The sequence below is a fragment of the Mycolicibacterium tusciae genome (genome assembly GCF_002086795.1).
Lineage (GTDB): Bacteria > Actinomycetota > Actinomycetes > Mycobacteriales > Mycobacteriaceae > Mycobacterium > Mycobacterium tusciae.
Window position 1 is genome coordinate 103,503 of sequence record NZ_MVIM01000004.1, and the last position, 20,264, is coordinate 123,766.

Sequence of the window (20,264 nt, forward strand, 5' to 3'; positions counted from 1 at the left end):
AAATCGCTAGTGGAGGCGGGCTTGCAGCTTGGACAGCATCGACTTGATCTGCTCGGCCCGCTCGTCGGCGTCCTGAATGACGTCGTCCTCCGCGGGCACCACGTTCACACCGTTTGCCTGTGCCGTCGCCTCGAAGCACGCACGCACCGCGGGGTCGGCCAGTATCAAGGCGGCGAGCATGCCCGGCGCGAGCTCTCGGGAGCGCAACATGCCGGGGTACTGCACTTCGGCGGGTATGCGAATGTCCATTGCGCCGCCCTCGAGCTGCTGTTTCGCGGCGGCCAGCAGCAGCGTGAGCGCCGCGCGCGAGATGGCGCCGATCACTTTTCTGCGGAACGGGAACCACGGCACCGGCAGCCTGTCGATCTGGCTGTCCAGGCCGCCGGTGAACATGTACTCGATGAGGCTGCGGGTGCGCACCTCTTCGACGTCGGCCCACTCGACTTTGTCGCCGTCGAACTCGACGGTGTCTTCGCTGATCGCGACGCCACCGAAGTAGTTGAGCTTGCGGACCAGTCCGCGCAGCTTGCTCGGCGTCAACGAGTGATTCGCGATCATGTCGCCGACGTCCAGGGCCCATCGGCCGGATACGGGTCCGGAATCGGGCCGGTGGCTCTCTAGCAGCGACTGCAGCCAGGAGGCGTCGTCGTCTTGCGTGTCTGTGGACACCAGCTCATCTAAGCGGAGTTGGCGACGGTGGGCAGTTCATCGGCCAGCAGCGCGAGCAGCTCCGAGCAGCCGGCGTCGATCTTGACCGTCGCATGGTCGTCGCCGCGTGTGCGTCCCCGGTTGATGATCGCGACCGGGATACCCAGCGACGTCGCATGACGAACGAACCGGAAACCCGAGTAGACCGTCAGCGACGACCCCGCAACCAGCAGGGCATCCGCCTCTTCGACGAGTGAATACGCTTGTTCCACTCGCTCTTTGGGCACATTCTCACCGAAGTAGACGATGTCGGGCTTGAGCATGCCGTCGCAGCGGGGACAGTCGACGATCGTGAACGTCGCGGTGTCGCCGACGACCGCGTCCGCGTCCGGGGCCACCGCGATGCCGCCCACCGCCTCGGCCCGCTCGAGGAAGCCCGGGTTGGCCGCTTCCAGAAGTTCGGCGAGCGCGGCGCGCGGCATCGTGAAACCGCAGTCCAGGCAGATCACGCCGGCGTAGGTGCCGTGCAAGTTGACGATGTTGCGGCTGCCGGCCTTGGTGTGCAGGAGGTCGACGTTCTGGGTGATCAGCCCGGACACGACGCCCGCGCGTTCGAGTGCGGCCAGCGACCGATGCCCGGCATTGGGCATCGTCTCGTGCATGCGGCGCCAGCCGATGTGGTTGCGCGTCCAGTAGCGCTGCCGGAACCCGCGGTCGGACGTGAACTGCCGAATGGTCATCGGGTTGCTCGGCGGCGAATCGGGTCCGCGGTAGTCGGGAATCCCGGAATCCGTGGACATCCCCGCTCCGGTGAGCACCGCGACCCGACGACCTCTCAGCAGGCCTACGAGCTCGGGCGCGTCCACCCCGTCCAGGGTAGTTCAGCCGGCGGGCTGCTCCTGATTCTCGCTGGCCGGGAGCTCAGCCTGCGCATCGTCGTCGTGCTCGTCGTCGTCGTCATCATCATCGTCCTCGTCCTCGTCGACCAGGATCGTCTCGATGACCTCGACGTACTTCTCGACCGGCGCGTCGTCCGCCAGGGTGACGGAGACGGTGAGGATGCCGCGGTCGTAGGTGGCGTGGACGTCGTCCTCGTCGGCGCCGACGGGCAGCGGGATGGTACGCGCGAACGATCCGTACGAGAACTCCGAACGACCGTCGGTGCCCGCCGACTGTGTGCGCTCGGCCTTGATCGTCAGCTCTCCGTCGCGGACGGTGACCTCGATGTCCTCGATCGGGTCGACTCCGGGAAGTTCGACACGAACCTCGTAGCGGCCGTCGCTGGTCTCGTCCTCCATGCGCAGCAGGTTGTTGTCGAAGAACGGCCGCAGACCAGCGATCGACGGCAGGCCGGAAAAGGTCGGAAAGCCAGGAAAAGGCCTGAAGAGTTCGGACAGCTCGAGGAGCAAGGGGTGTGACTGACGTCGCACGGCAAGCTTATTCACGATTCCTCCAGGTGGCGCGCGGGCGAAAGGTCGACGACTCACGATGCGCGACGCAGGAAAAATCGCCGGATCAGATGTGGTGCAGGTGGGCGAACGGAAGGCCAACAACCCGGTCAACGCGTCAGCGCAGGCACTTCTCAGCCGGTACGAGCTCGGCGTGCATGTTCTTGTTCATCATGGTCAGCGCGGCATCCCCGAGTTCGGGATCGATATGCGCCACGCAGTCCGGGGGGACGATGAACGAGAAATGCCGCACGTAGGCGTCGAGCGCGCTGTAGAGGATGCACTGTTCGGTCACCTGCCCGGTGATGATCAGCTGCTGGCACTTGAGCCGGCCGAGCAGGTAGTCCAGCGAGCTGGCGTAGAACGCACTGTGGCGCACCTTGGTGACTCGCAGACTGTCCTTTCCCGGCGCGATCGGTTTCACCAGCTCCGGGCGCTCCCCGTCGAGTGCGGCGCGAACGATGTCCTCGAAGTCTGCGGTGAAGTCGCCATAGTTGTCGTTGACGAAGATCACGTCGACGTCGTCTCGGCCGCGGGCCCGCGATATCAGCTCAGCCAACGGGTCGACGATCTTGGCGACATTGTCGGCCAGGGGTTCGGCATCCTCGTGTTGATAGGTGTTCATCATGTCGATGACCAGCAGCGCAGTCTCACTCATGGGGACTTGCATACCCCGATCTGTTTTCGGGCAACAATGAAGCATGGATTTCTACTCGGCGTACGGGCAGGGCTTCTTCCGTGTTGCCGCCTGTACCCACCAGACGACCCTTGCCGACCCCGCGGCCAACGCGGAGTCGGCGCTGCGGATCGCGCGGGGCTGTCACGACGACGGGGTCGGCCTGGCGGTGTTCCCGGAGCTGACGTTGTCGGGATACTCGATCGAGGACATCCTGCTGCAGGACACACTGCTGGACGCGGTCGAGGATGCGTTGCTGGACATCACGGCGGCGTCGGCTGACTTGCTGCCCGTCCTCGTGGTGGGCGCACCGCTGCGGTACGCGCACCGGATCTACAACACCGCGGTCGTGATCCACCGGGGCCGTGTGCTCGGCGTCGTGCCCAAGTCCTATCTGCCGACTTACCGCGAGTTCTACGAGAAGCGCCAGATCGCGGCGGGCGATACCATCCGCGGCGCGATCCGGATGAGCGATTCGGATGTGCCGTTCGGTCCGGATCTGCTGTTCACCGCGATCGACGTGCCCGGCTTCGTGTTGCACGTCGAGATCTGCGAGGACATGTTCGTGCCTGTGCCGCCGAGCGCAAAGGCCGCGCTTGCGGGTGCGACGGTGCTGGCCAACCTGTCCGGCAGCCCCATCACGATCGGGCGCGCCGATGACCGCTGCCTGCTGGCCCGCTCCGCGTCGGCGCGCTGCCTCGCCGCGTACGTCTACGCCGCGGCCGGTGAAGGCGAATCGACCACGGACCTGGCCTGGGACGGCCAGACCATGGTGTGGGAGAACGGTGTCTGTCTCGCGCAGTCCGAGCGCTTTCCCAAGGGAGAGCGCCGCTCCACGGCCGACGTCGACCTCGAACTGATTCGCTCCGAGCGGCTCCGGATGGGCACGTTCGACGACAACCGCATCAATCAGGGCATCACCCCCGAGTCGTTCCGGAGAGTGGAGTTCACGCTCGATCCGCCGGCCGGGGACATCGGTTTGCTCCGTGAGGTGGAGCGGTTCCCGTTCGTGCCCGCGGATCCCACACGGCTGGAACACGACTGCTACGAGGCGTACAACATCCAGGTCGCCGGGCTGGAGCAGCGGCTGCGCGCACTGGACTACCCCAAGGTGGTGCTCGGACTCTCCGGCGGACTGGACTCCACGCACGCGCTGATCGTCGCCGCCCGCGCCATGGATCGCGAAAACCGGCCGCGCAGTGACATTCTCGCGTTCACGTTGCCCGGCTTCGCGACCGGTGAGCACACCAAGACAAATGCCAGCCGGCTCGCGGATGCACTCGGAGTCACGTTCGCCGAGATCGACATCAAGTCAACGGCGGAGTTGATGCTCAAGGAGATGGATCATCCGTTTGCACGTGGTGAAAAGGTCTACGACGTCACCTTCGAGAACGTGCAGGCGGGTCTTCGCACCGACTACCTGTTCCGGTTGGCCAACCAACGCGGCGGAATCGTGCTGGGCACAGGCGATCTCTCCGAGCTCGCACTCGGGTGGTCGACTTACGGTGTCGGCGACCAGATGTCGCATTACAACGTGAACGGCGGAGTGCCCAAGACACTGATTCAGCATTTGATCCGGTGGGTCATTTCGTCGAACCAGTTCGACGACACCGTCAACGACGTGCTGCAGTCGGTTCTCGACACCGAGATCACGCCGGAACTGGTGCCCAGCGGTGAGGACGAGGAGATTCAGAGCAGCGAGGCCAAAGTCGGACCGTATGTGCTGCAGGACTTCTCGCTGTTCAGCGTGCTGCGCTACGGGTTCAGGCCATCGAAGATCGCATTCATGGCCTGGCACGCGTGGAGTGATCCTGAGCGCGGCGACTGGCCGTCCGGCTTCCCGCTGGACAAGCGGCCCGCATACTCGCTGAAGGAGATCCGTCATTGGCTACAAGTGTTCGCGCAGCGGTACTACTCCTTCTCTCAGTTCAAGCGGTCGGCGCTGCCCAACGGGCCGAAGGTGTCCCACGGTGGATCGCTGTCACCGCGGGGTGACTGGCGGGCGCCGTCGGACATGTCAGCGCGCATCTGGCTCGCCGAGATCGAACGCGAAATCCCCGAGGACTAAGTGCGGCCCACTCCGGGGATGAACCGGCCGACACCAGCGAGATAATCGCGATAGGCCTCGCCGTGCGTGGTCAGCAGGTAGGGCTCCTCGACCACGCGCACCTGAAGCTCGATCGTGACGATCAGCAGGACGAATCCGATAACGGCCACCGGATTCGGTGTGATCAGAGCGAATCCGAGGCCGAACGTCATCATCGCGGTGAAGATCGGGTTACGCACCCACCCGAAGACGCCGGTGCGCAGCAGTGTCGTCGTCTCGCTCTTGTCGACGCCGATCCGCCACGACTCACCCATGTCGAGCTGCGCGTAAACGGTGGTGACGATACCGATCACGGCGACGACGGCGCCGGCGATCTGGATCCACGGTGCGTGCAGGAAGCTCACCGGCGCCACCACGCCGAGCATCTGCAGGATGGGCGCGAAGACCGCGATACCCATGGAGATGATGAATCCCACCCCGGCGAACCACTCGACCGACCCCGGGCGGCCGCTGATGCCGCGGAATCCGGTGGATCCGGTGCGCCGCCGCTGTTCCCAACTGCGCCAACCGAATCCGAGTAACGCGAACGCCGCGAAGAGCACCAGGGCGATCGTGGGCATGACCATTTTAGTTGGGTCCTTTCAGGTCATTCATGAACAGCATGGATCTCCGCGCCAGGCGTTGACGCCTTCGCGCACGGCGATCGCGGCGATACCGAGCGCTGCGACGGGATCGGCCCACGACCAGCCGAGCAGGCTGTTGAGCAGCAGGCCGGCCAACAGAATCGCCGACAGGTACGTGCACAGCAGTGTCTGCTTGGAATCCGCTACGGCTGAGAACGATCCGAGTTCACGGCCGGCGCGCCGTTGGGTCAAGGACAGAACCGGCATGACCGCGAGGCTGAGCGCCGCAAGCACGATGCCGACGGTCGACGGGCGCGCCTCACCGATGCCGGCCAACGCGCGCACCGCGTCGACGGTGACGTAGGCCGCGAGCGCGAAGAACGAGAACGCGATGAAGCGCAGCGCCGTCTTCTCCCTCGCTTCCGGGTCGGCGGCTGAAAACTGCCACGCGACCGCAGCCGCCGACGAGATCTCGACAACGGAGTCGAGGCCGAACCCGATGAGCGCCGACGACGAAACTCTGGTGCCTTCGGCCAGCGCCACTACCGCCTCGACCACGTTGTAGGCGATGGTGGCGGACACCAGAAGTCGGATCCGACGGGTAAGCACTGCCCGCCGTGCCTCGGTCAGCGCCGTCATCAGCAGCAGTCGTCGGTTTCGGCGGCGGGGCAGCACGCCGGATCGACAGCGAGGACCAGACCGAGCAGATCGGTGAGGGCGTGGGCGATCCGGTTGTCGGCCAGTTCATAGCGGCTGCGCCGCCCCTCCGGCTGGGCGACCACCAACCCGCAGCCGCGCAGGCAGGCGAGGTGGTTGGAAAGGATCTGGCGCGACACCCCGATCTTGTCGGCCAGGTCGGACGGATACCCCGGCGCGTCGCGCAGCAGCAGCAGGATTTCGGCGCGGGTCGGATCGGACAGTGCGTATCCGAACCGCGAGAGCGCATCGCTGTGAGTCACCGTCTGCATACGAGGAACAGTACATCAGAATCTGTACTATCAGAAAGTGATCTGTGCACGAAGATCGGCGCTCAGCGCCAGAAACCGTGCACAAACCGCATCTAGAGGCGGCCGTCGATGCGCAGGTCCGGGTGCACCCAACTCGGCGAGCGCCGCTCCTTGAACGACAGGAACCCCTCCAGGGCCTCGGGCCCGGACAGGCCGGCCTGCATGCCGATGCGGTCGAACAGGCCCAGGTAGTTGTCCAGGCTGGACTTGACCAAGCCCCTGGCCGCGGGTGCGGTCCGGCAGCATTGACCGAGCACCTCGCGCGCTGTGTCGAGCAGCTCGTCGTGCGGGACGATCCTCGCGACCATGCCCCAGTCGTGGGCCTCCTGCGCGGTCAGCGTGCGGCCGGTGAACATCAGATCGCGGGTGCGGACCGGGCCGATCAGGCGCGCCAGCATCTGGCTGTAGTACGTGTCGGCGATACCGCGCAGCAGTTCGGGCACCCGGAACGTCGCCCGATCGCTCACCACCGTCATGTCGCTGCACAGCGCGATCTGCAGACCGCCGCCCTGACACAACCCGTTCACCGCCGAGACCACAGGCTTCACCGACTGGCGCAGCGTCTCGAACGGCGTCACATCCATGCCGAGCGCCGAACCGAACGTCAGCCAGTTGTCGCTGCCGTCGCCGCCACCCATGTCGCCGCCGGGGGCGAACACATCACCGGTGCCGGTGATCAGCAAGCCGGCCAGATCCGGGTCGGCGTCGACGTGCCTGACCGCGTACCGAATACCGAAGTACATCGCGGGTGTCATCGCGTTGCGTGCCTCGGGCCGATCCAGCGTGCACACGCCGAACGCACCCTCACGGGTGAAGCGCAGGTACGGGGTGCCCAGCCAGTCGCCCTCGGGTGGCCGCGGTGGCCCGGTCTTCGTCATAGATGTCCCTCGCTCGCTTTTCTGTTGGAAACCGCATCATCGATGGCCTCGGTGTACGGCGCGCAGTCACCCGCGCCCGGCACCAGCGTGGACAGGGCCCCGGCCGCGCATGCCCGGCGCAGCGCGACCTCGTGGCCGGTCGGCCAGCCGGCGGCCAGCACGCCGGCGAAGACGTCGCCCGCACCCGTGGTGTCGACGGGCGTGACCCGCGGCGCTGGGACATCGAAGCGTTCGTCCTCGCCGAGATAACTGGCGCCCCGCCTGCCCCGGGTGATCACAAGATGGGCGACGGGCCAGTGCCATTCACGAGCTTCCGCTTCGTTGACGACGACGACGTCGGCCAGTTCGGACAGCGCGAGCAGGTCGTGCGGCCGCGCGCCGGACGGGGAGGCGTTGACGATGACTGTCGCGCCGGCGGCCCGGGCGATGCGTGCGGCGGCGATCGCGGTGGCGATCGGAATCTCCAGCTGCAGCAGGACGACGTCACTATCGGCGATGGAGGCAGGGATGTCGGCGGAGTCGACGGACAACTTGGCGTTGGCCCCGGGGGCGACCACGATGTTGTTCTCGGCCGCGGCGTCCACCACGATGACCGCCGTGCCGCTGGGCCCGGCCACCGACACCACCCCGTCGAGCCCCACATCGTTCGCGGACAGGTGCGCGCGCAACTGCTCGGCGGTCGCGTCGCTGCCGAGCGCGGCGACCAGCTGCACCGATGCGCCCGCGCGTGCCGCGGCCACCGCCTGATTTCCGCCTTTGCCCCCTGGTGAGGACTGCAGCGAGGACGCCAGCACTGTTTGGCCGGGCCGCGGTAACGCGTTCACGGTGAACGTCAGATCGGCGTTGACACTGCCCACAACACAGACCCGTGCGGCCATAACAGCCAAGCTAGCCCAGGCCCGCTACCTGACATGTGTCGAACGGTCCAGAGAGGTTCGATACGCTGGCTCAATGAGTGTGCAGGCCCCAGCGCTTTCCGACTTGCGCTCGCAGGTCCACGACGCCGCCCGCCGGGCCCGCGTCGCGGCACGCACCCTGGCCACGCTGTCCACCGAAACCAAGAACCGCGCGCTGCATGCCGCGGCCGACGCGGTGCTCGCGCGGGTGCACGAGATCCTCGCCGCCAACGAGCGCGATCTCGAGACTGCCAGAGCCGCGGGCACACCGGGCGCCATGCTCGACAGGCTCGCGCTGAACCCTCAGCGCGTGGACGGCATCGCCGCCGGACTGCGACAGGTCGCCGGGCTGCCCGACCCCATCGGCGAGGTGCTGCGCGGGCGCACGCTGCCCAACGGCCTGCAATTGCGCCAGCAGCGCGTCCCGCTCGGAGTCGTCGGCATCGTCTACGAAGGCAGGCCCAACGTCACGGTCGACGCATTCGGGTTGACCCTGAAGTCCGGCAATTCGGTGCTGCTGCGCGGAAGCTCGTCGGCGGCCCAGTCCAACGGAGCGCTAGTCACCGCGCTGCGGGCAGCGATGGTCGGTGAGGGGCTCGAATCCGACGTGGTTCAGCTGCTTCCCAGCGCCGACCGCGCCAGCGTCACGCATCTGATCCAGGCCCGCGGTCTCGTCGATGTCGTGATCCCGCGCGGGGGAGCAGGACTGATCGACGCGGTGGTGCGCGACGCGATGGTCCCCACCATCGAAACCGGTGTCGGCAATTGCCATGTCTACGTGCACGAATCGGCCGATCTCGATGTCGCCGAACGAATTCTGCTCAACGCCAAGACGCGCAGGCCCAGCGTGTGCAATGCCGCCGAATCGCTGTTGATCGACGCCGCGATCGCCGACACCGCACTGCCGCGGCTGACGAAAGCGCTGCGCGACGCGGGCGTCACCCTGCACGAGAATCCTTCGGACGACGAACTCCGCATGGAGTTCCTGTCGATGGACATCGCCGTCGCGGTGGTCGACGGTCTCGACGCCGCGATCGAGCACGTCAACGAATACGGCACCGGACATACCGAAGCCATCGTGACGACGAATCTTGCCGCTGCACAACGGTTCACCGAACGGGTGGACGCCGCGGCGGTGATGGTGAACGCATCGACGGCGTTCACCGATGGTGAGCAATTCGGGTTCGGCGCCGAGATCGGCATCTCGACCCAGAAGCTGCACGCCAGGGGCCCGATGGGCCTGCCCGAACTGACATCGACCAAGTGGATTGTGTGGGGCGACGGCCAGACCCGTCCCGCCTGATTAGGAGTAGCCGAGTGAGCGTCCCCGCACGCCCAGCACCGTTGTTCGCCGACATCGAGGATGTCGGCAAGAAGCTCGCCGAGACCGGTTACCTTCCCGACACCGCAACCGCCACAGCGGTATTCCTCGCCGACCGGCTGGGCAAGCCGTTGCTGGTCGAGGGTCCCGCGGGTGTGGGTAAGACCGAACTGGCTCGCGCGGTCGCGCAGGCGACCGGCTCAGGTCTGGTGCGGCTGCAGTGCTACGAGGGCGTCGACGAGGCCCGCGCGCTCTACGAGTGGAACCACGCCAAGCAGATTTTGCGCATCCAGGCCGGCTCCGGTGACTGGGACCAGACCAAAACCGATGTGTTCAGCGAAGAGTTCCTGCTGACGCGTCCGCTACTGACTGCGATCCGACGCACCGAGCCGACGGTCCTGCTGATCGATGAGACCGACAAGGCGGACATCGAGATCGAGGGTCTGCTGCTGGAGGTACTGAGCGACTTTGCAGTCACCGTGCCGGAACTCGGCACCATCGTCGCCGAGCGCAAGCCGTTCGTCGTGCTGACCTCGAACGCGACGCGCGAACTGTCGGAGGCGCTCAAGCGCCGGTGCCTGTTCCTGCACATCGACTTTCCCGATGCCGAGCTGGAACGGCGCATCCTGTTGTCCCGCGTGCCCGAACTGCCCGAGCACCTCGCCGAGGAACTGGTTCGCATCATCGGCGTGCTGCGCGGTATGCAGCTCAAGAAGCTCCCCTCGGTGGCCGAGACCATCGACTGGGCCCGCACGCTGCTGGCACTGGGGCTGGACACGATCAGCGACGCGACCATCGCGGCGACTCTCGGAGTGGTGCTCAAACACCAGTCCGATCAAATAAAGGCGTCCGGAGAGTTAAGGCTCAACTGATGGCCGTCCGCCGAACCCGTCCACCGCAACCATTGGCGCCGCACGGAATTCCCGGCCACCTGGTCGAGTTCGTCGAAGCGCTGCGCGGGCAGGGGATTTCGGTGGGCCCGTCGGAAACCGTCGATGCCGGGCGGGTGATGTCGGTACTGGGCCTGCAGAGTCGGGAACAACTGCGCGAGGGTCTGGCATGCGCGGTGCTGCGCCGCCCCGATCACCGCGAGACCTACGACGCGATGTTCGATCTGTGGTTCCCCGCGGCGCTGGGCGCGAAGACGGTCTTCGTCGACGATGACGACGAAGCGGGCGGCGACCCCGAAGGACTGCCTCCCGAGGATGTCGACGCCATGCGGCAGGCGCTGTTGGACCTGTTGGAAGCCAACGAGGATCTGGCCAATCTGGACGAGCGGCTCCAGCGAATGATCGCCCAGATCGTCGAGGCGCACGGGCGGTACAACTCCAGCCGGGGCCCGTCTTATTCGTCGTATCAGGCGCTCAAGGCCATGAACCTTGACGACCTGGAAGGCCGGCTGCTGGCCGGCCTGCTCGCACCCTACGGCGACGAACCGACGCCGACCCAGGAGCAGATCGCCAAAGCGATGGCGGCGCAACGCATCAACCAATTGCGTCGAATGGTTGAGGCGGAAACCAAACGTCGCACCGCTGAACAGCTGGGCCGCGACCATGTGCAGATGTACGGCGTGCCGCAGCTCGCGGAGAACGTCGAGTTCCTGCGTGCCTCAGGCGAACAGCTGCGCCAGATGCAACGCGTGGTGAAGCCGCTGGCGCGCACGTTGGCGACCCGGTTGGCCGCCCGGCGGCGTCGGGCGCGACAAGGTGAGATCGATCTGCGTAAGACACTGCGCAAATCGATGTCCACCGGCGGCGTGCCGATCGACGTGGTGCTCAAGAAGCCGCATCCGGCGCGGCCCGAACTGGTGGTGCTGTGCGACGTATCCGGGTCGGTCGCCGGTTTCAGCCACTTCACGTTGATGCTCGTGCACGCGCTGCGCCAGCAGTTCTCCCGGGTTCGGGTCTTCGCGTTCATCGACACCACCGACGAGGTGACCGAGTTGTTCGGGCCAGACGCCGACCTGGCCGTCGCTGTGCAGCGCATCACCCGCGAAGCCGGGGTGTACACCCGAGACGGTCATTCCGACTACGGGCACGCGTTCGTCTCGTTCATGAACACCTGGCCGAATGTACTGTCGCCGCGCAGCTCCCTTCTGGTGCTCGGCGACGGGCGCAACAACTACCGCAACCCCGAGATCGATCTGCTGGCGCACATGGTCAACTCCAGCAGGCACGCACACTGGCTCAATCCCGAGCCGCGGCATCTGTGGGGCAGCGGTGATTCGGCGGTGCCGCGCTATCAGGACGTCATCACCATGCACGAATGCCGGTCCGCCAAGCAGCTGGCCTCGGTCATCGATGCGCTGCTGCCGGTCTAGGTTCGGCGCGAACGTGGGTTACCCGCACGCTTTGTCGGCCGAAACCGTGCGTCAAGCCCACGCTCGGCGCGAGAAGTAAGCTGGTCAATCGTGGTTTCGCGACGAAGGTTGGGCGTGATGGGTGGGACGTTCGATCCCATCCACAACGGCCACCTGGTCGCAGCCAGCGAGGCCACCGACTTGTTCGAGCTCGATGAGGTGGTGTTCGTCCCGACCGGTCAGCCGTGGCAGAAGCATCACCGCCACGTCACCGCCGCCGAGGACCGCTATTTGATGACCGTCATCGCCACCGCGTCCAACCCGAGGTTCTCGGTCAGCCGCGTCGACATCGATCGCGGCGGTCCGACCTACACCAAGGACACCCTGCGCGACCTGCATGCGCTCAACCCGGACGCGGACCTGTACTTCATCACCGGAGCCGACGCGCTGGCATCGATTCTGTCCTGGCAGAACTGGGAGGAGATGTTCTCCATCGCCAAATTCGTCGGAGTCAGCCGGCCCGGCTACGAACTCGACGGTCAGCACATCAAGGCGGCCATGGCCGAGCTGCCCCCTGAAGCGCTGAGCCTCGTGGAGGTCCCCGCGCTGGCCATCTCGTCGACCGACTGCCGTAAGCGCGCCGAAAAGGGCAGGCCCATCTGGTATCTGGTGCCCGACGGTGTGGTGCAGTACGTGGCCAAACGCAAGCTGTACGAGGCCAATTCGTTGACGGAGGAGTCCACCCGATGAGCGCATCCCAAGAGGCGATCGACATGGCGACGGTGGCCGCACGGGCGGCGTCGGCCAAGCTCGCCGAGGACGTCATCGTGATCGACGTTTCGGGGCAGCTGGTCATCACCGACTGCTTCGTCATCGCCTCGGCGTCCAACGAGCGGCAGGTCAACGCGATCGTCGACGAGGTCGAGGAGAAGATGCGGCTCGCGGGGCACAAGCCGGCCCGGCGGGAAGGCGGGCGCGAGGGACGGTGGACGCTGCTCGATTTCGTCGACATCGTCGTGCACATCCAGCATCAGGACGAGCGCGACTTCTATGCGCTGGATCGGCTGTGGCGTGATTGCCCGGTGCTGACAGTGGATCTGGATGGCGATGAGCCGCTTGCGCGAAGAGCAGAGGACTCCGAGTCGTGAGGATCCGCCGACTGGTCATGCTGCGTCACGGGCAGACCGAGTACAACGCGGGCAGCCGCATGCAGGGCCAACTGGACACCGACCTGTCCGACCTGGGCCGGGACCAGGCCGTTGCCGCGGCCGAGGTGCTGGCCAAGCGGCAGCCGTTGCTCATCGTGTCCTCTGACCTGCGACGGGCGCTGGACACCGCGGTCAGCCTGGGGGAGCGCGCCGGAACGCCGGTGCAGGTGGACACTCGGCTGCGCGAGACGCACCTCGGCGACTGGCAGGGCTTGACGCATCTCGAGGTCGACGCCCGGGCGCCGGGCGCCCGGCTGGCGTGGCGCGAGAACGCCCGCTGGGCACCGCACGGCGGAGAGAGCCGGGTCGACGTGGCGGTGCGCAGCATGCCGCTGGTGAACGAGCTGCTCGCCGAGCAGGCGGATTGGGGGGTCGACGAGCCGGAACGGCCGGTGGTGCTCGTCGCCCACGGTGGGCTGATCGCCGCGCTGACCGCGGCGTTGCTCGGTTTGCCCGTCGACAATTGGCCGATCCTCGGCGGCATGGGCAACTGCAGCTGGGTGCAGTTGTCCGCGCATAGCGACGTCGACGCCGCGCCAACGGACATTCGCTGGCGGCTCGACGTCTGGAACGCCTCGGCGCAGGTTGCCAATGATGTCCTCTGATCCCGGCCGCCCGACGCTGCTGCTGTTCTGCGACTCGCTGTCCTACTACGGTCCGACCGGCGGGCTCCCGTCCGACGATCCGCGAATCTGGCCTAACATCGTTGCTGCACAGCTTGATTGGGATGTCGAGCTCATCGGCCGGATCGGCTGGACCTGCCGCGACGTCTGGTGGGCGGCCACCCAGGACCCGCGGGCCTGGGCGGCGTTGCCGCGTGCGGGTGCGGTCGTGTTCGCGACATGTGGAATGGATTCACTGCCGTCGCCGCTGCCCACCGCGTTGCGCGAGCTGATCCGGTACATCCGTCCGGCGTGGCTGCGGCGCTGGGCGCGCGACGGGTACGGCTGGCTGCAGCCGCGCCTGTCGCCGGTGTCCCGTGCGGCGCTGCCGCCGCACGTCTCGGTCGAATACCTCGAGATGACGCGGGGGGCCATCGATTTCAACCGTCCCGGAATTCCGGTGGTGGCGTCGTTGCCTTCGGTGCACATCGCCGAGACCTACGGAAAGGCGCACCACGGCCGCGAAGGCACGGTGAAGGCGATCACCGCGTGGGCGGCCGAACACGGCATTCCCCTCGTCGACCTCAAGGCCGCGGTCGGCGACGAGGTCATGAGCGGCCGGGGGAATCCAGACGGCATCCATTGGAATTTCGAAGCGCATCAGGCCGTGGCCGACCTGATGCTCAAGGCGCTCGCGGAGGCCGGCGTGGCATGTCCGTAATCGTCGTGACGGACTCGTCGTCACGCCTGACCGCAGATGAGCTGAAGCAGAACAACATCCGTCAGGTGCCGCTGCATGTCCTGGTCGACGGCGCCGATCTGCGAGACGGTATCGACGACGTGCCCAACGACATTCATGACCGCCCGCGCGCGACGACGTCGGGGGCATCGCCCGCGGCGCTGACCGAGACGTACCGGCAGGCACTGGCTGACAGCGACGGCGACGGTGTCGTCGCGGTCCACCTCTCCGCCGCGCTGTCGAGCACCTTCAGCACGGCGGTGCAGGCGGCCCGCGAGTTCGGCTCCTCGGTCCGCGTGGTCAATTCGCGATCGGCGGCGATGGGAGTCGGGTTTGTCGCGTGTGCCGCGGCAGACGCCGCGGCCGCGGGCGAGGATCTGGAAATCGTTGAGGCGGAAGCCCGTTCGGCGGTGCCACGCACTCATGCGTTCATCGTTGTGCACCGCCTGGACAACCTGCGGCGCAGTGGACGGATCGGCACGGCCGCGTCATGGCTGGGCACGGCGCTGTCGCTCAAGCCGTTGCTGTGTCTGGATGTGGACGGCCGGCTCGTGCTGGATCAGCGGGTGCGCACGCTCACCAAGGCGCACACCGCTATGGTCGAGCGGGTCGCGGAGATCGTCGGCGAGGGCGGTGCGAGGATCGCCGTCCACCACGTCGACAATCACGATGGCGCAGACGAAATGGGCGCCGCGCTGACCGCGCGCCTACCGCAGATCGATTCGCTCACCGTCGCCGATATGGGCCCGGTGTTGTCGATTCACCTCGGCGCCGGCGCCATCGGCGTCGTCGTCCAGACCGCCGATTAGCGGGCTACCCGGCCGGTGACCGGCGGGAGATCCTTGAGCGTGACGATGCCCGGTGCGGCCGCGACGACTGCGGGCACGGCGTTGGTCACCGGCATCGCGGTGTAGATCATGCCGAGGCCCATGAACCCGGGTTCGGTCCAGTCCTTGGGCGGCAGGCAGTGCAGCACCGTGCGCATGTTCGGCAGGCCGAACACCTGAATGACGTGTCCGTGTTCGAGCGGCTTGGGCGGGGTGACGTGGCTGCCCATGATCCAGTTGAACCCGACGCTGACGACGTTCTTGTCGCCCACCCAGCCGCGGTGATAGCCCATGACACCGCCGACGGTGCCCGAGGGGATCTGCATGAATCCCAGATCGCTGTCGCCGGTCGCGGGCGTGAACGTCACGTCGAACGTCATTCTGTCGAGCTTGGCGCCGATGGCATCGGCCATCATGGCGGCGGATTCGGCGAACACCTCGCTCTCGCGTCGCACACTCTCGGCCAGACCCGGGGTGTCGGGATCCTGCGAAAAGCCCATCGCCGTCTGCGTTCCCGCCGACTCGTACGTCGAGCAGTCGACCGATTCGGTGATTCGGATTTCGTCGACCCGCTCGCACGAGCCTGACAGCACCATGCCCACCATGTTCGTCATGCCGGGATGGGCGCCATTGCCGAAGATCGTGGAATTGCCTTTCTCGCAAGCTTTCCGGATGCGCGTCAGATCCTCGGGTGTCTGCTTGCCGCCGGTGATCCAGGCGGCGCTGGAGCACACGTTCACGCCGGCTTCGAGCAGCGCGACGAGTTCATCGACGCTGGGCCACAACGGGTTGTAACAACAGGCGTCGGGCTTCAGTGCGATGAGCTCCGCGATGTCGTTGGTGGCTTTGATGCCGGTGGGCTCTGGCCAGCCGCTCAACTCCGCGGCGTCGACCCCCACCTTGTCGGCGTCGTGGGCGTACACGCCGACGAGCTCCATGTCGTCGCGGCCGATGATCGCGTGCAGCGATCGTCGGCCGATGTTGCCGGTGGTCCACTGAATGACGCGGAGGGGTCGCTCGGGGGTCGTCATTGGAAGCACGTTACATGTGGGTTCCGCCGTCGACTCGCACCTCGGTCCCCGTCACAAAGTAGGCATCCGAGGAGGCGAGCATCGCCACCACAGCGGCGACGGCATCCGGCTTGGCGAACATGCCGCCGCCGTCCACCGGGAGGGTCGGCATGATCTTGCCGAACAGCGAGAAGTCGGCGTCGGCGGGCAGTCCGGGACCGATGCTCTGTTTGGATTCGCCGGTGCCGTCGGTCATCCCGGACGAGATCGAGCCGGGCTGAACCGAGTTGAACCGGATCCGCTCCTTCGCGAACTCCAGTGCCAGCGTGTGGGTCATCGCTTGAACCCCGCCCTTGGACGCAGCGTAGGCGGACATGTAGGGGTGCGCGAAGGCCGCGGAGGTGGAGCTGAAGTTGACGACGGCAGGGTCGGCGCCGTTGCGCAACGCGGGGATGGCCTCTCGCGTCATCAGGAACGTGCCGATCAGATTGATCCGCAGCACCTGTTCGAAATCGGCGAGCGTGGTTTCGAGGAAATGCACCGATCGCAATATCCCCGCGGCGTTCACCAGCGCATCGAGACCCCCGAGCGCTTCGACGGCCTGGGCCACGCCCTGCTTCACCGACTCCTCACTGGAGACGTCGAGGACCACCGTCGTCAGCCGGTCGCGGTGCGGCTCGGCCTTGGCGACGGTGTCCTTCAAACCGGACTCGCTCACGTCCGCCGCCGCCACCCGGCCACCTTCGTCCAAGATCCGCAGCACGGTTGCTTGACCGATCCCGGAGCCGCCGCCGGTGATCAGGACTCGACGATCGTTGTATCGCTGAAGAGGCATAGGCAGATAATCGCGTGAAAACGCCGGGGTGTCAGCCGTTTGTCCCGCCCCGTGGGCCTGTCAGGGCCGCGTACTCCTCGGATGGATGAAGATGCCCTCTGCCTCGACCGTGACGCCGTCGGAGTCGGTGATACTGCCGACCGCGAAGGTCTTCGTCCCGTCGATTCGATCGACCTGCGCCTGCGCGCGAAGGCGCCGGCCAAGACGTGTGCCGCGGACGTAACGCAGGGTCAGCGTGCCGGTGACGGCGGGCTGGTCTGGCTTGTGCGCGGTGGCGCCGAGAACGTGGTCGAGGATCAGAGCGCAGATTCCACCGTGCACGTGGCCCGGCGGCCCCTCGTACGCGGCACCGAGCACGAAGTCGGTGTGTACTGCGCCATCGGCGTCATGGTCGACGACCAAGGGAGGCGCGATCGGATTTCGACCGCCGATCACCACGTTGCCCAACGCGATGGAGCGCCCATCGGGGGTGGTCTGCACGCCGAACGATCCCGGAAGCAGGGAGTTGCTCAAACGGGCTGTCGCCGCGTCGATCGTGTCGGCTGCATCCGCGATGGCGGCCAGGTCGACTTCAGTCCGAATGGTGGCGTCGATCAGTCGACGAACGGACGCAGTCAGGCGTTCGTGCGCGTCGCTCGACATCTGGACTCCTTCGCTCGTGTTCGTGGTACACCTTGGCCGCAGCGCAAGCGGTCCGCAACGCGGTGTCCCGCCCAGTGGTGAGTTGGCCTAGTGCCGTGACCTGTGTTGTTAGTCTGAAATCGTGGTAGAAAGCGATCCGCCGGAGAAGCCGAATCTTGCGGCGACCAGCTGGGCGCTACTGGGCATGCTCTCTTACGAGTACGAGCTTTCGGGCTACGACATCCGGAAGTGGATCGAGTGGAGCATGCGCTTCTTCTACGGGAGTCCCGCGTACAGCCAGATCTACTCCGAACTCAAGAAGCTCGAACAGCTCGGCCTGGTGACCTCGCGCGTCGAGAACAGCGCAGGCACCCGCAATCGCAGGCTGTACAGGATCACCGGCGAGGGACTCGACGCCGTCACCCGATGGGCGAACGACTCACCCCTCGATCCGCCGGTACTCAAGCACAGCGCCCTGTTGCGGGTGACCTTGGGACATCTGACCGATCCGGCCCGGCTGAAAGAAATCCTGCAGGAACACCTGGCCTACGCCGACGAAATGCACCGCAACGCGGCGAAAGACGCAAAATGGGCAGGCGCCGATCCGTCGTGGGCGTACGCCCGCGTCGCGCTGAACTGGGCTGAGCGCTACTACGCGAACGAGCGTGAGCTGACGCTGAAGATGATCAAAGAACTCGATGAGGCCGAAGCGGAGTTCCCGCGCGTCGGCGACGGCGGACGAACGAAAGTCCCTTGGCCTGCACCGGATTACTGGTACGAGATCGAGAAGAAGGCCGACGCCGACGACGCGTGATTACGTCGCGGCGGCGTCCAGGGCGGCAATGTAGCCGTACACCAGACCCTGCGCGATCGTCGCGCCCGCACCGGGATAGGTGGCGCCGAACGCGTTCGCGGCGGTGTTGCCGATCGCATACAACCCTGCGATGGCGGAACCGTCTTCGCGCAGCACCCGGGCGCGCTCGTCGGCGCGCAGGCCGCCGCACGTACCCAGGTCGCTGAGCGCCATCTTGACCGCATAGAACGGGCCGTGGTCGAGCGGGCGCAGATTCGGGTTCGGGGTGATCGTGGGGTCGCCGTAGTAGCGGTCGTACGCGCTGCGTCCGCGGCCGAAGTCGGAATCGTCTCCGGCGCGCGACATCTCGTTGAATCGGCCGACTGTGGCGACGAACTGCGACTCGGGCACCTTCATCATGCGCCCGAGTTCGGCCAGATCCTCGGAGCGGTGGGCGATCCCCGCGTCGTACCACGCCTGCGGCAGACTCATGCGCGGAAAGCGATCCGCGGCAAAGACATAGCTGTTGCGGTATTGCTGATCGAAAACGATCCACATGGACTCGACAGGATTACCGGCACGCTCCCTTTCGAGCACGCACTGGCCGAAGGACATGTAATCGGACGACTCGTTGGTGAACCGCTGACCCGTCTGGTCGACGATCAGCGAGCCCGGCAGGGATCGTTCGGCGAGCATCACCAGCGGATCGGCCCCCGGCAGCGGCGCCACCGCAGGGAACCACCAGGCCTGATCCATCAAGTCGATCCCGGCACCGGCATCTTGGGCGATGCGGATCGCGTCACCGGTGTTGGTTTCCGCGCCGAGGCTGGCGTGCTCGCCGAGTGATTCGGACTGGAACTTCCACCGCATGTCCATGTTGTGGTCGAAGCCGCCCGCGGCCAGCACGACACCGCGTCGTGCTTCGACGGTGACCTCGCGTCCGTTGTGTGCGACGACGGCGCCGGTGACCCGGTCGCCGTCGGTGATCAGCCGCACGAGCGTGGTCTGCGTCCACACACCGATGCCCGCGCGCAGGACGCCTGCGAACAACCCTGCGGCCAACGCTTGTCCGCCTGCGGTGTACCGTCGGCCGAGCATCAAGCCGCCGACGCCCTGGGCCAGCCGTTTGACGATGAGCGGCAGGCCTTTTCGTGGTACCCGGACCATCAGATTCATCCAGCGATAGTCCGCGCTCGTGGTCGGCATCGGGATCGTCGGCTCCATCAACCCCGGGCGCAGCAACGAGCGGTATCGACCTAGGAGCGAGGTGTTGAACGGCCTGCACTCACACGTCCGCCCGTCGGCACTTCCGCCGGGTAGCTCGGGGTGGTAGTCGGAGTAGTCGCGTGCCCACGTGAACCGCATGGGCGTGGTGCGTCGCAACATCTGGACTGTCGCCGCCAGGTGGGTGACGAACTCCGCTGACCGCTGCGGCGGAGCGGTGCCGGCGACGACCGAGTCCAGGTAGGTCCGTGCCTTCTGTGCGGTGTCCCCGGCTCCGTACTCTTCGAGCACCGGGCTCGCGGGAATCCACAGGGCCCCGCCGGATCTCGCGGTGGAACCGCCGACGTATTGCGATTTCTCGACGATCAGCACTTTGAGTCCGTGCTCGGCGGCCGCCAGCGCGGCGGCCATGCCGGTGCCCGACCCCACCACGAGCAGATCGACGGACGTATCGCGCAGGGGCATCCCGGCGGGAACGGTGGCGGGCGCAGCAGTCGTCACGGCTTCGACAGTAGGTCGGGGCAATCGCCGGTGCGGACGATCTTCCCTCCCAGCGGGACGA

General features: G+C 66.5%; 22 protein-coding genes and 1 pseudogene. 10 read left to right on the forward strand and 13 right to left on the reverse strand.

The features are described 5' to 3' along the window. Window positions 1-6: 6 nt before the first annotated feature. From BST47_RS09095 to BST47_RS09110, 4 genes and pseudogenes are all read right to left on the reverse strand, one after another. Window positions 7-669, reverse strand: a complete 663-nt coding sequence (locus tag BST47_RS09095; RefSeq protein ID WP_083125212.1) for a hypothetical protein — start codon at window positions 667-669, stop codon at window positions 7-9. Between the two features lie 8 nt (window positions 670-677). Next, complete coding sequence (locus BST47_RS09100; protein WP_083125213.1) at window positions 678-1,514, reverse strand: NAD-dependent protein deacetylase; 837 nt, start codon at window positions 1,512-1,514, stop codon at window positions 678-680. A 123-nt stretch (window positions 1,515-1,637) separates the two neighbouring features. Next, window positions 1,638-2,096 (reverse strand): annotated as a pseudogene (locus tag BST47_RS09105) (Hsp20/alpha crystallin family protein); the annotation flags it as partial. Window positions 2,097-2,214: 118 nt separating this feature from the next. Further along, window positions 2,215-2,754, reverse strand: a complete 540-nt coding sequence (locus tag BST47_RS09110; RefSeq protein ID WP_083125215.1) for a cysteine hydrolase family protein — start codon at window positions 2,752-2,754, stop codon at window positions 2,215-2,217. A 43-nt stretch (window positions 2,755-2,797) separates the two neighbouring features. Between BST47_RS09110 and BST47_RS09115 the strand changes: the two genes are divergently transcribed. Continuing rightward, window positions 2,798-4,840 carry an NAD(+) synthase gene (locus tag BST47_RS09115; protein ID WP_083125216.1) on the forward strand — a complete coding sequence of 681 codons (2,043 nt, stop codon included), beginning with the start codon at window positions 2,798-2,800 and terminating at the stop codon, window positions 4,838-4,840. Here the strand turns inward: BST47_RS09115 and BST47_RS09120 are convergent. From BST47_RS09120 to BST47_RS09140, 5 genes are all read right to left on the reverse strand, one after another. Next, a complete protein-coding gene (locus tag BST47_RS09120) occupies window positions 4,837-5,439 on the reverse strand; it encodes a methyltransferase family protein (protein WP_083125511.1) in 603 nt (200 codons plus the stop codon). The genes BST47_RS09115 and BST47_RS09120 overlap by 4 nt on opposite strands. 30 nt (window positions 5,440-5,469) lie before the next feature. Further along, window positions 5,470-6,081, reverse strand: coding sequence for a cation efflux transmembrane domain-containing protein (locus BST47_RS09125; protein WP_083125512.1), 612 nt, complete (start codon window positions 6,079-6,081; stop codon window positions 5,470-5,472). Beyond that, complete coding sequence (locus tag BST47_RS09130; protein WP_083125217.1) at window positions 6,081-6,410, reverse strand: ArsR/SmtB family transcription factor; 330 nt, start codon at window positions 6,408-6,410, stop codon at window positions 6,081-6,083. Before BST47_RS09130 ends, BST47_RS09125 begins: the two co-directional genes overlap by 1 nt. Before the next feature lie 92 nt (window positions 6,411-6,502). Then, entirely contained in the window at window positions 6,503-7,327 is an 825-nt protein-coding gene (locus tag BST47_RS09135) for an enoyl-CoA hydratase/isomerase family protein (RefSeq protein ID WP_083125218.1), read from the reverse strand. Then, entirely contained in the window at window positions 7,324-8,205 is an 882-nt protein-coding gene (locus BST47_RS09140; protein ID WP_083125219.1) for a ribokinase, read from the reverse strand. The genes BST47_RS09135 and BST47_RS09140 overlap by 4 nt, the downstream gene beginning before the upstream one ends. A gap of 73 nt (window positions 8,206-8,278) precedes the next feature. On the opposite strand from BST47_RS09140, the gene BST47_RS09145 reads away from it, so the two are divergent. From BST47_RS09145 to BST47_RS09180, 8 genes are all read left to right on the forward strand, one after another. Next, the gene (locus tag BST47_RS09145) at window positions 8,279-9,526 is read left to right on the forward strand and encodes a glutamate-5-semialdehyde dehydrogenase (RefSeq protein ID WP_083125220.1); all 1,248 of its coding nucleotides are present in this window, start codon (window positions 8,279-8,281) and stop codon (window positions 9,524-9,526) included. A gap of 14 nt (window positions 9,527-9,540) precedes the next feature. Beyond that, window positions 9,541-10,416, forward strand: coding sequence for an AAA family ATPase (locus BST47_RS09150; protein ID WP_083125221.1), 876 nt, complete (start codon window positions 9,541-9,543; stop codon window positions 10,414-10,416). Further along, complete coding sequence (locus BST47_RS09155; protein WP_083125222.1) at window positions 10,416-11,864, forward strand: vWA domain-containing protein; 1,449 nt, start codon at window positions 10,416-10,418, stop codon at window positions 11,862-11,864. Before BST47_RS09150 ends, BST47_RS09155 begins: the two co-directional genes overlap by 1 nt. 90 nt (window positions 11,865-11,954) lie before the next feature. Beyond that, window positions 11,955-12,593, forward strand: a complete 639-nt coding sequence (gene nadD / locus BST47_RS09160) for a nicotinate-nucleotide adenylyltransferase (protein ID WP_083125223.1) — start codon at window positions 11,955-11,957, stop codon at window positions 12,591-12,593. Next, a complete protein-coding gene (gene rsfS, locus BST47_RS09165) occupies window positions 12,590-12,991 on the forward strand; it encodes a ribosome silencing factor (RefSeq protein ID WP_083125224.1) in 402 nt (133 codons plus the stop codon). Before nadD ends, rsfS begins: the two co-directional genes overlap by 4 nt. Further along, complete coding sequence (gpgP, locus tag BST47_RS09170) at window positions 12,988-13,656, forward strand: glucosyl-3-phosphoglycerate phosphatase (protein ID WP_083125225.1); 669 nt, start codon at window positions 12,988-12,990, stop codon at window positions 13,654-13,656. The genes rsfS and gpgP overlap by 4 nt, the downstream gene beginning before the upstream one ends. Further along, window positions 13,646-14,374 carry a diglucosylglycerate octanoyltransferase gene (gene octT, locus BST47_RS09175; protein WP_083125226.1) on the forward strand — a complete coding sequence of 243 codons (729 nt, stop codon included), beginning with the start codon at window positions 13,646-13,648 and terminating at the stop codon, window positions 14,372-14,374. The genes gpgP and octT overlap by 11 nt, the downstream gene beginning before the upstream one ends. Then, window positions 14,365-15,201: a DegV family protein gene (locus BST47_RS09180; RefSeq protein ID WP_083125227.1), complete on the forward strand. Its 837-nt coding sequence runs from the start codon at window positions 14,365-14,367 to the stop codon at window positions 15,199-15,201. Before octT ends, BST47_RS09180 begins: the two co-directional genes overlap by 10 nt. Here the strand turns inward: BST47_RS09180 and BST47_RS09185 are convergent. Genes BST47_RS09185 through BST47_RS09195 form a run of 3 tightly spaced genes read right to left on the reverse strand, consistent with a single transcriptional unit; the run spans window position 15,198 to window position 17,706 of the window. Next, window positions 15,198-16,250 carry an NAD(P)H-dependent amine dehydrogenase family protein gene (locus tag BST47_RS09185; protein WP_083125228.1) on the reverse strand — a complete coding sequence of 351 codons (1,053 nt, stop codon included), beginning with the start codon at window positions 16,248-16,250 and terminating at the stop codon, window positions 15,198-15,200. The genes BST47_RS09180 and BST47_RS09185 overlap by 4 nt on opposite strands. Window positions 16,251-16,260: 10 nt before the next feature. Next, window positions 16,261-17,064 (reverse strand): SDR family NAD(P)-dependent oxidoreductase, encoded by an 804-nt coding sequence (locus BST47_RS09190; RefSeq protein WP_083125229.1) that lies wholly within the window; start codon window positions 17,062-17,064, stop codon window positions 16,261-16,263. 60 nt (window positions 17,065-17,124) lie between these two features. Continuing rightward, window positions 17,125-17,706, reverse strand: a complete 582-nt coding sequence (locus tag BST47_RS09195) for a PaaI family thioesterase (RefSeq protein ID WP_083125230.1) — start codon at window positions 17,704-17,706, stop codon at window positions 17,125-17,127. 121 nt (window positions 17,707-17,827) lie between these two features. Between BST47_RS09195 and BST47_RS09200 the strand changes: the two genes are divergently transcribed. Further along, a complete protein-coding gene (locus BST47_RS09200) occupies window positions 17,828-18,499 on the forward strand; it encodes a PadR family transcriptional regulator (protein ID WP_234809629.1) in 672 nt (223 codons plus the stop codon). Here the strand turns inward: BST47_RS09200 and BST47_RS09205 are convergent, their stop codons facing one another. Further along, window positions 18,500-20,203, reverse strand: a complete 1,704-nt coding sequence (locus BST47_RS09205; protein WP_083125231.1) for a 3-ketosteroid-delta-1-dehydrogenase — start codon at window positions 20,201-20,203, stop codon at window positions 18,500-18,502. Window positions 20,204-20,264: the final 61 nt, after the last annotated feature.

Excerpts from the sequence above, each read along its gene's own strand:
- BST47_RS09110 (WP_083125215.1), bottom strand. The coding sequence starts at position 2,754 with ATGAGTGAGACTGCGCTGCTGGTCATCGACATGATGAACACCTATCAA.
- BST47_RS09115 (WP_083125216.1), top strand. The coding sequence starts at position 2,798 with ATGGATTTCTACTCGGCGTACGGGCAGGGCTTCTTCCGTGTTGCCGCC.
- BST47_RS09120 (WP_083125511.1), bottom strand. The coding sequence starts at position 5,439 with ATGCCCACGATCGCCCTGGTGCTCTTCGCGGCGTTCGCGTTACTCGGA.
- BST47_RS09125 (WP_083125512.1), bottom strand. The coding sequence starts at position 6,081 with ATGACGGCGCTGACCGAGGCACGGCGGGCAGTGCTTACCCGTCGGATC.
- BST47_RS09130 (WP_083125217.1), bottom strand. The coding sequence starts at position 6,410 with ATGCAGACGGTGACTCACAGCGATGCGCTCTCGCGGTTCGGATACGCA.
- BST47_RS09135 (WP_083125218.1), bottom strand. The coding sequence starts at position 7,327 with ATGACGAAGACCGGGCCACCGCGGCCACCCGAGGGCGACTGGCTGGGC.
- BST47_RS09140 (WP_083125219.1), bottom strand. The coding sequence starts at position 8,205 with ATGGCCGCACGGGTCTGTGTTGTGGGCAGTGTCAACGCCGATCTGACG.
- BST47_RS09145 (WP_083125220.1), top strand. The coding sequence starts at position 8,279 with ATGAGTGTGCAGGCCCCAGCGCTTTCCGACTTGCGCTCGCAGGTCCAC.
- BST47_RS09155 (WP_083125222.1), top strand. The coding sequence starts at position 10,416 with ATGGCCGTCCGCCGAACCCGTCCACCGCAACCATTGGCGCCGCACGGA.
- rsfS (WP_083125224.1), top strand. The coding sequence starts at position 12,590 with ATGAGCGCATCCCAAGAGGCGATCGACATGGCGACGGTGGCCGCACGG.
- octT (WP_083125226.1), top strand. The coding sequence starts at position 13,646 with ATGTCCTCTGATCCCGGCCGCCCGACGCTGCTGCTGTTCTGCGACTCG.
- BST47_RS09180 (WP_083125227.1), top strand. The coding sequence starts at position 14,365 with ATGTCCGTAATCGTCGTGACGGACTCGTCGTCACGCCTGACCGCAGAT.
- BST47_RS09185 (WP_083125228.1), bottom strand. The coding sequence starts at position 16,250 with ATGACGACCCCCGAGCGACCCCTCCGCGTCATTCAGTGGACCACCGGC.
- BST47_RS09190 (WP_083125229.1), bottom strand. The coding sequence starts at position 17,064 with ATGCCTCTTCAGCGATACAACGATCGTCGAGTCCTGATCACCGGCGGC.
- BST47_RS09195 (WP_083125230.1), bottom strand. The coding sequence starts at position 17,706 with ATGTCGAGCGACGCGCACGAACGCCTGACTGCGTCCGTTCGTCGACTG.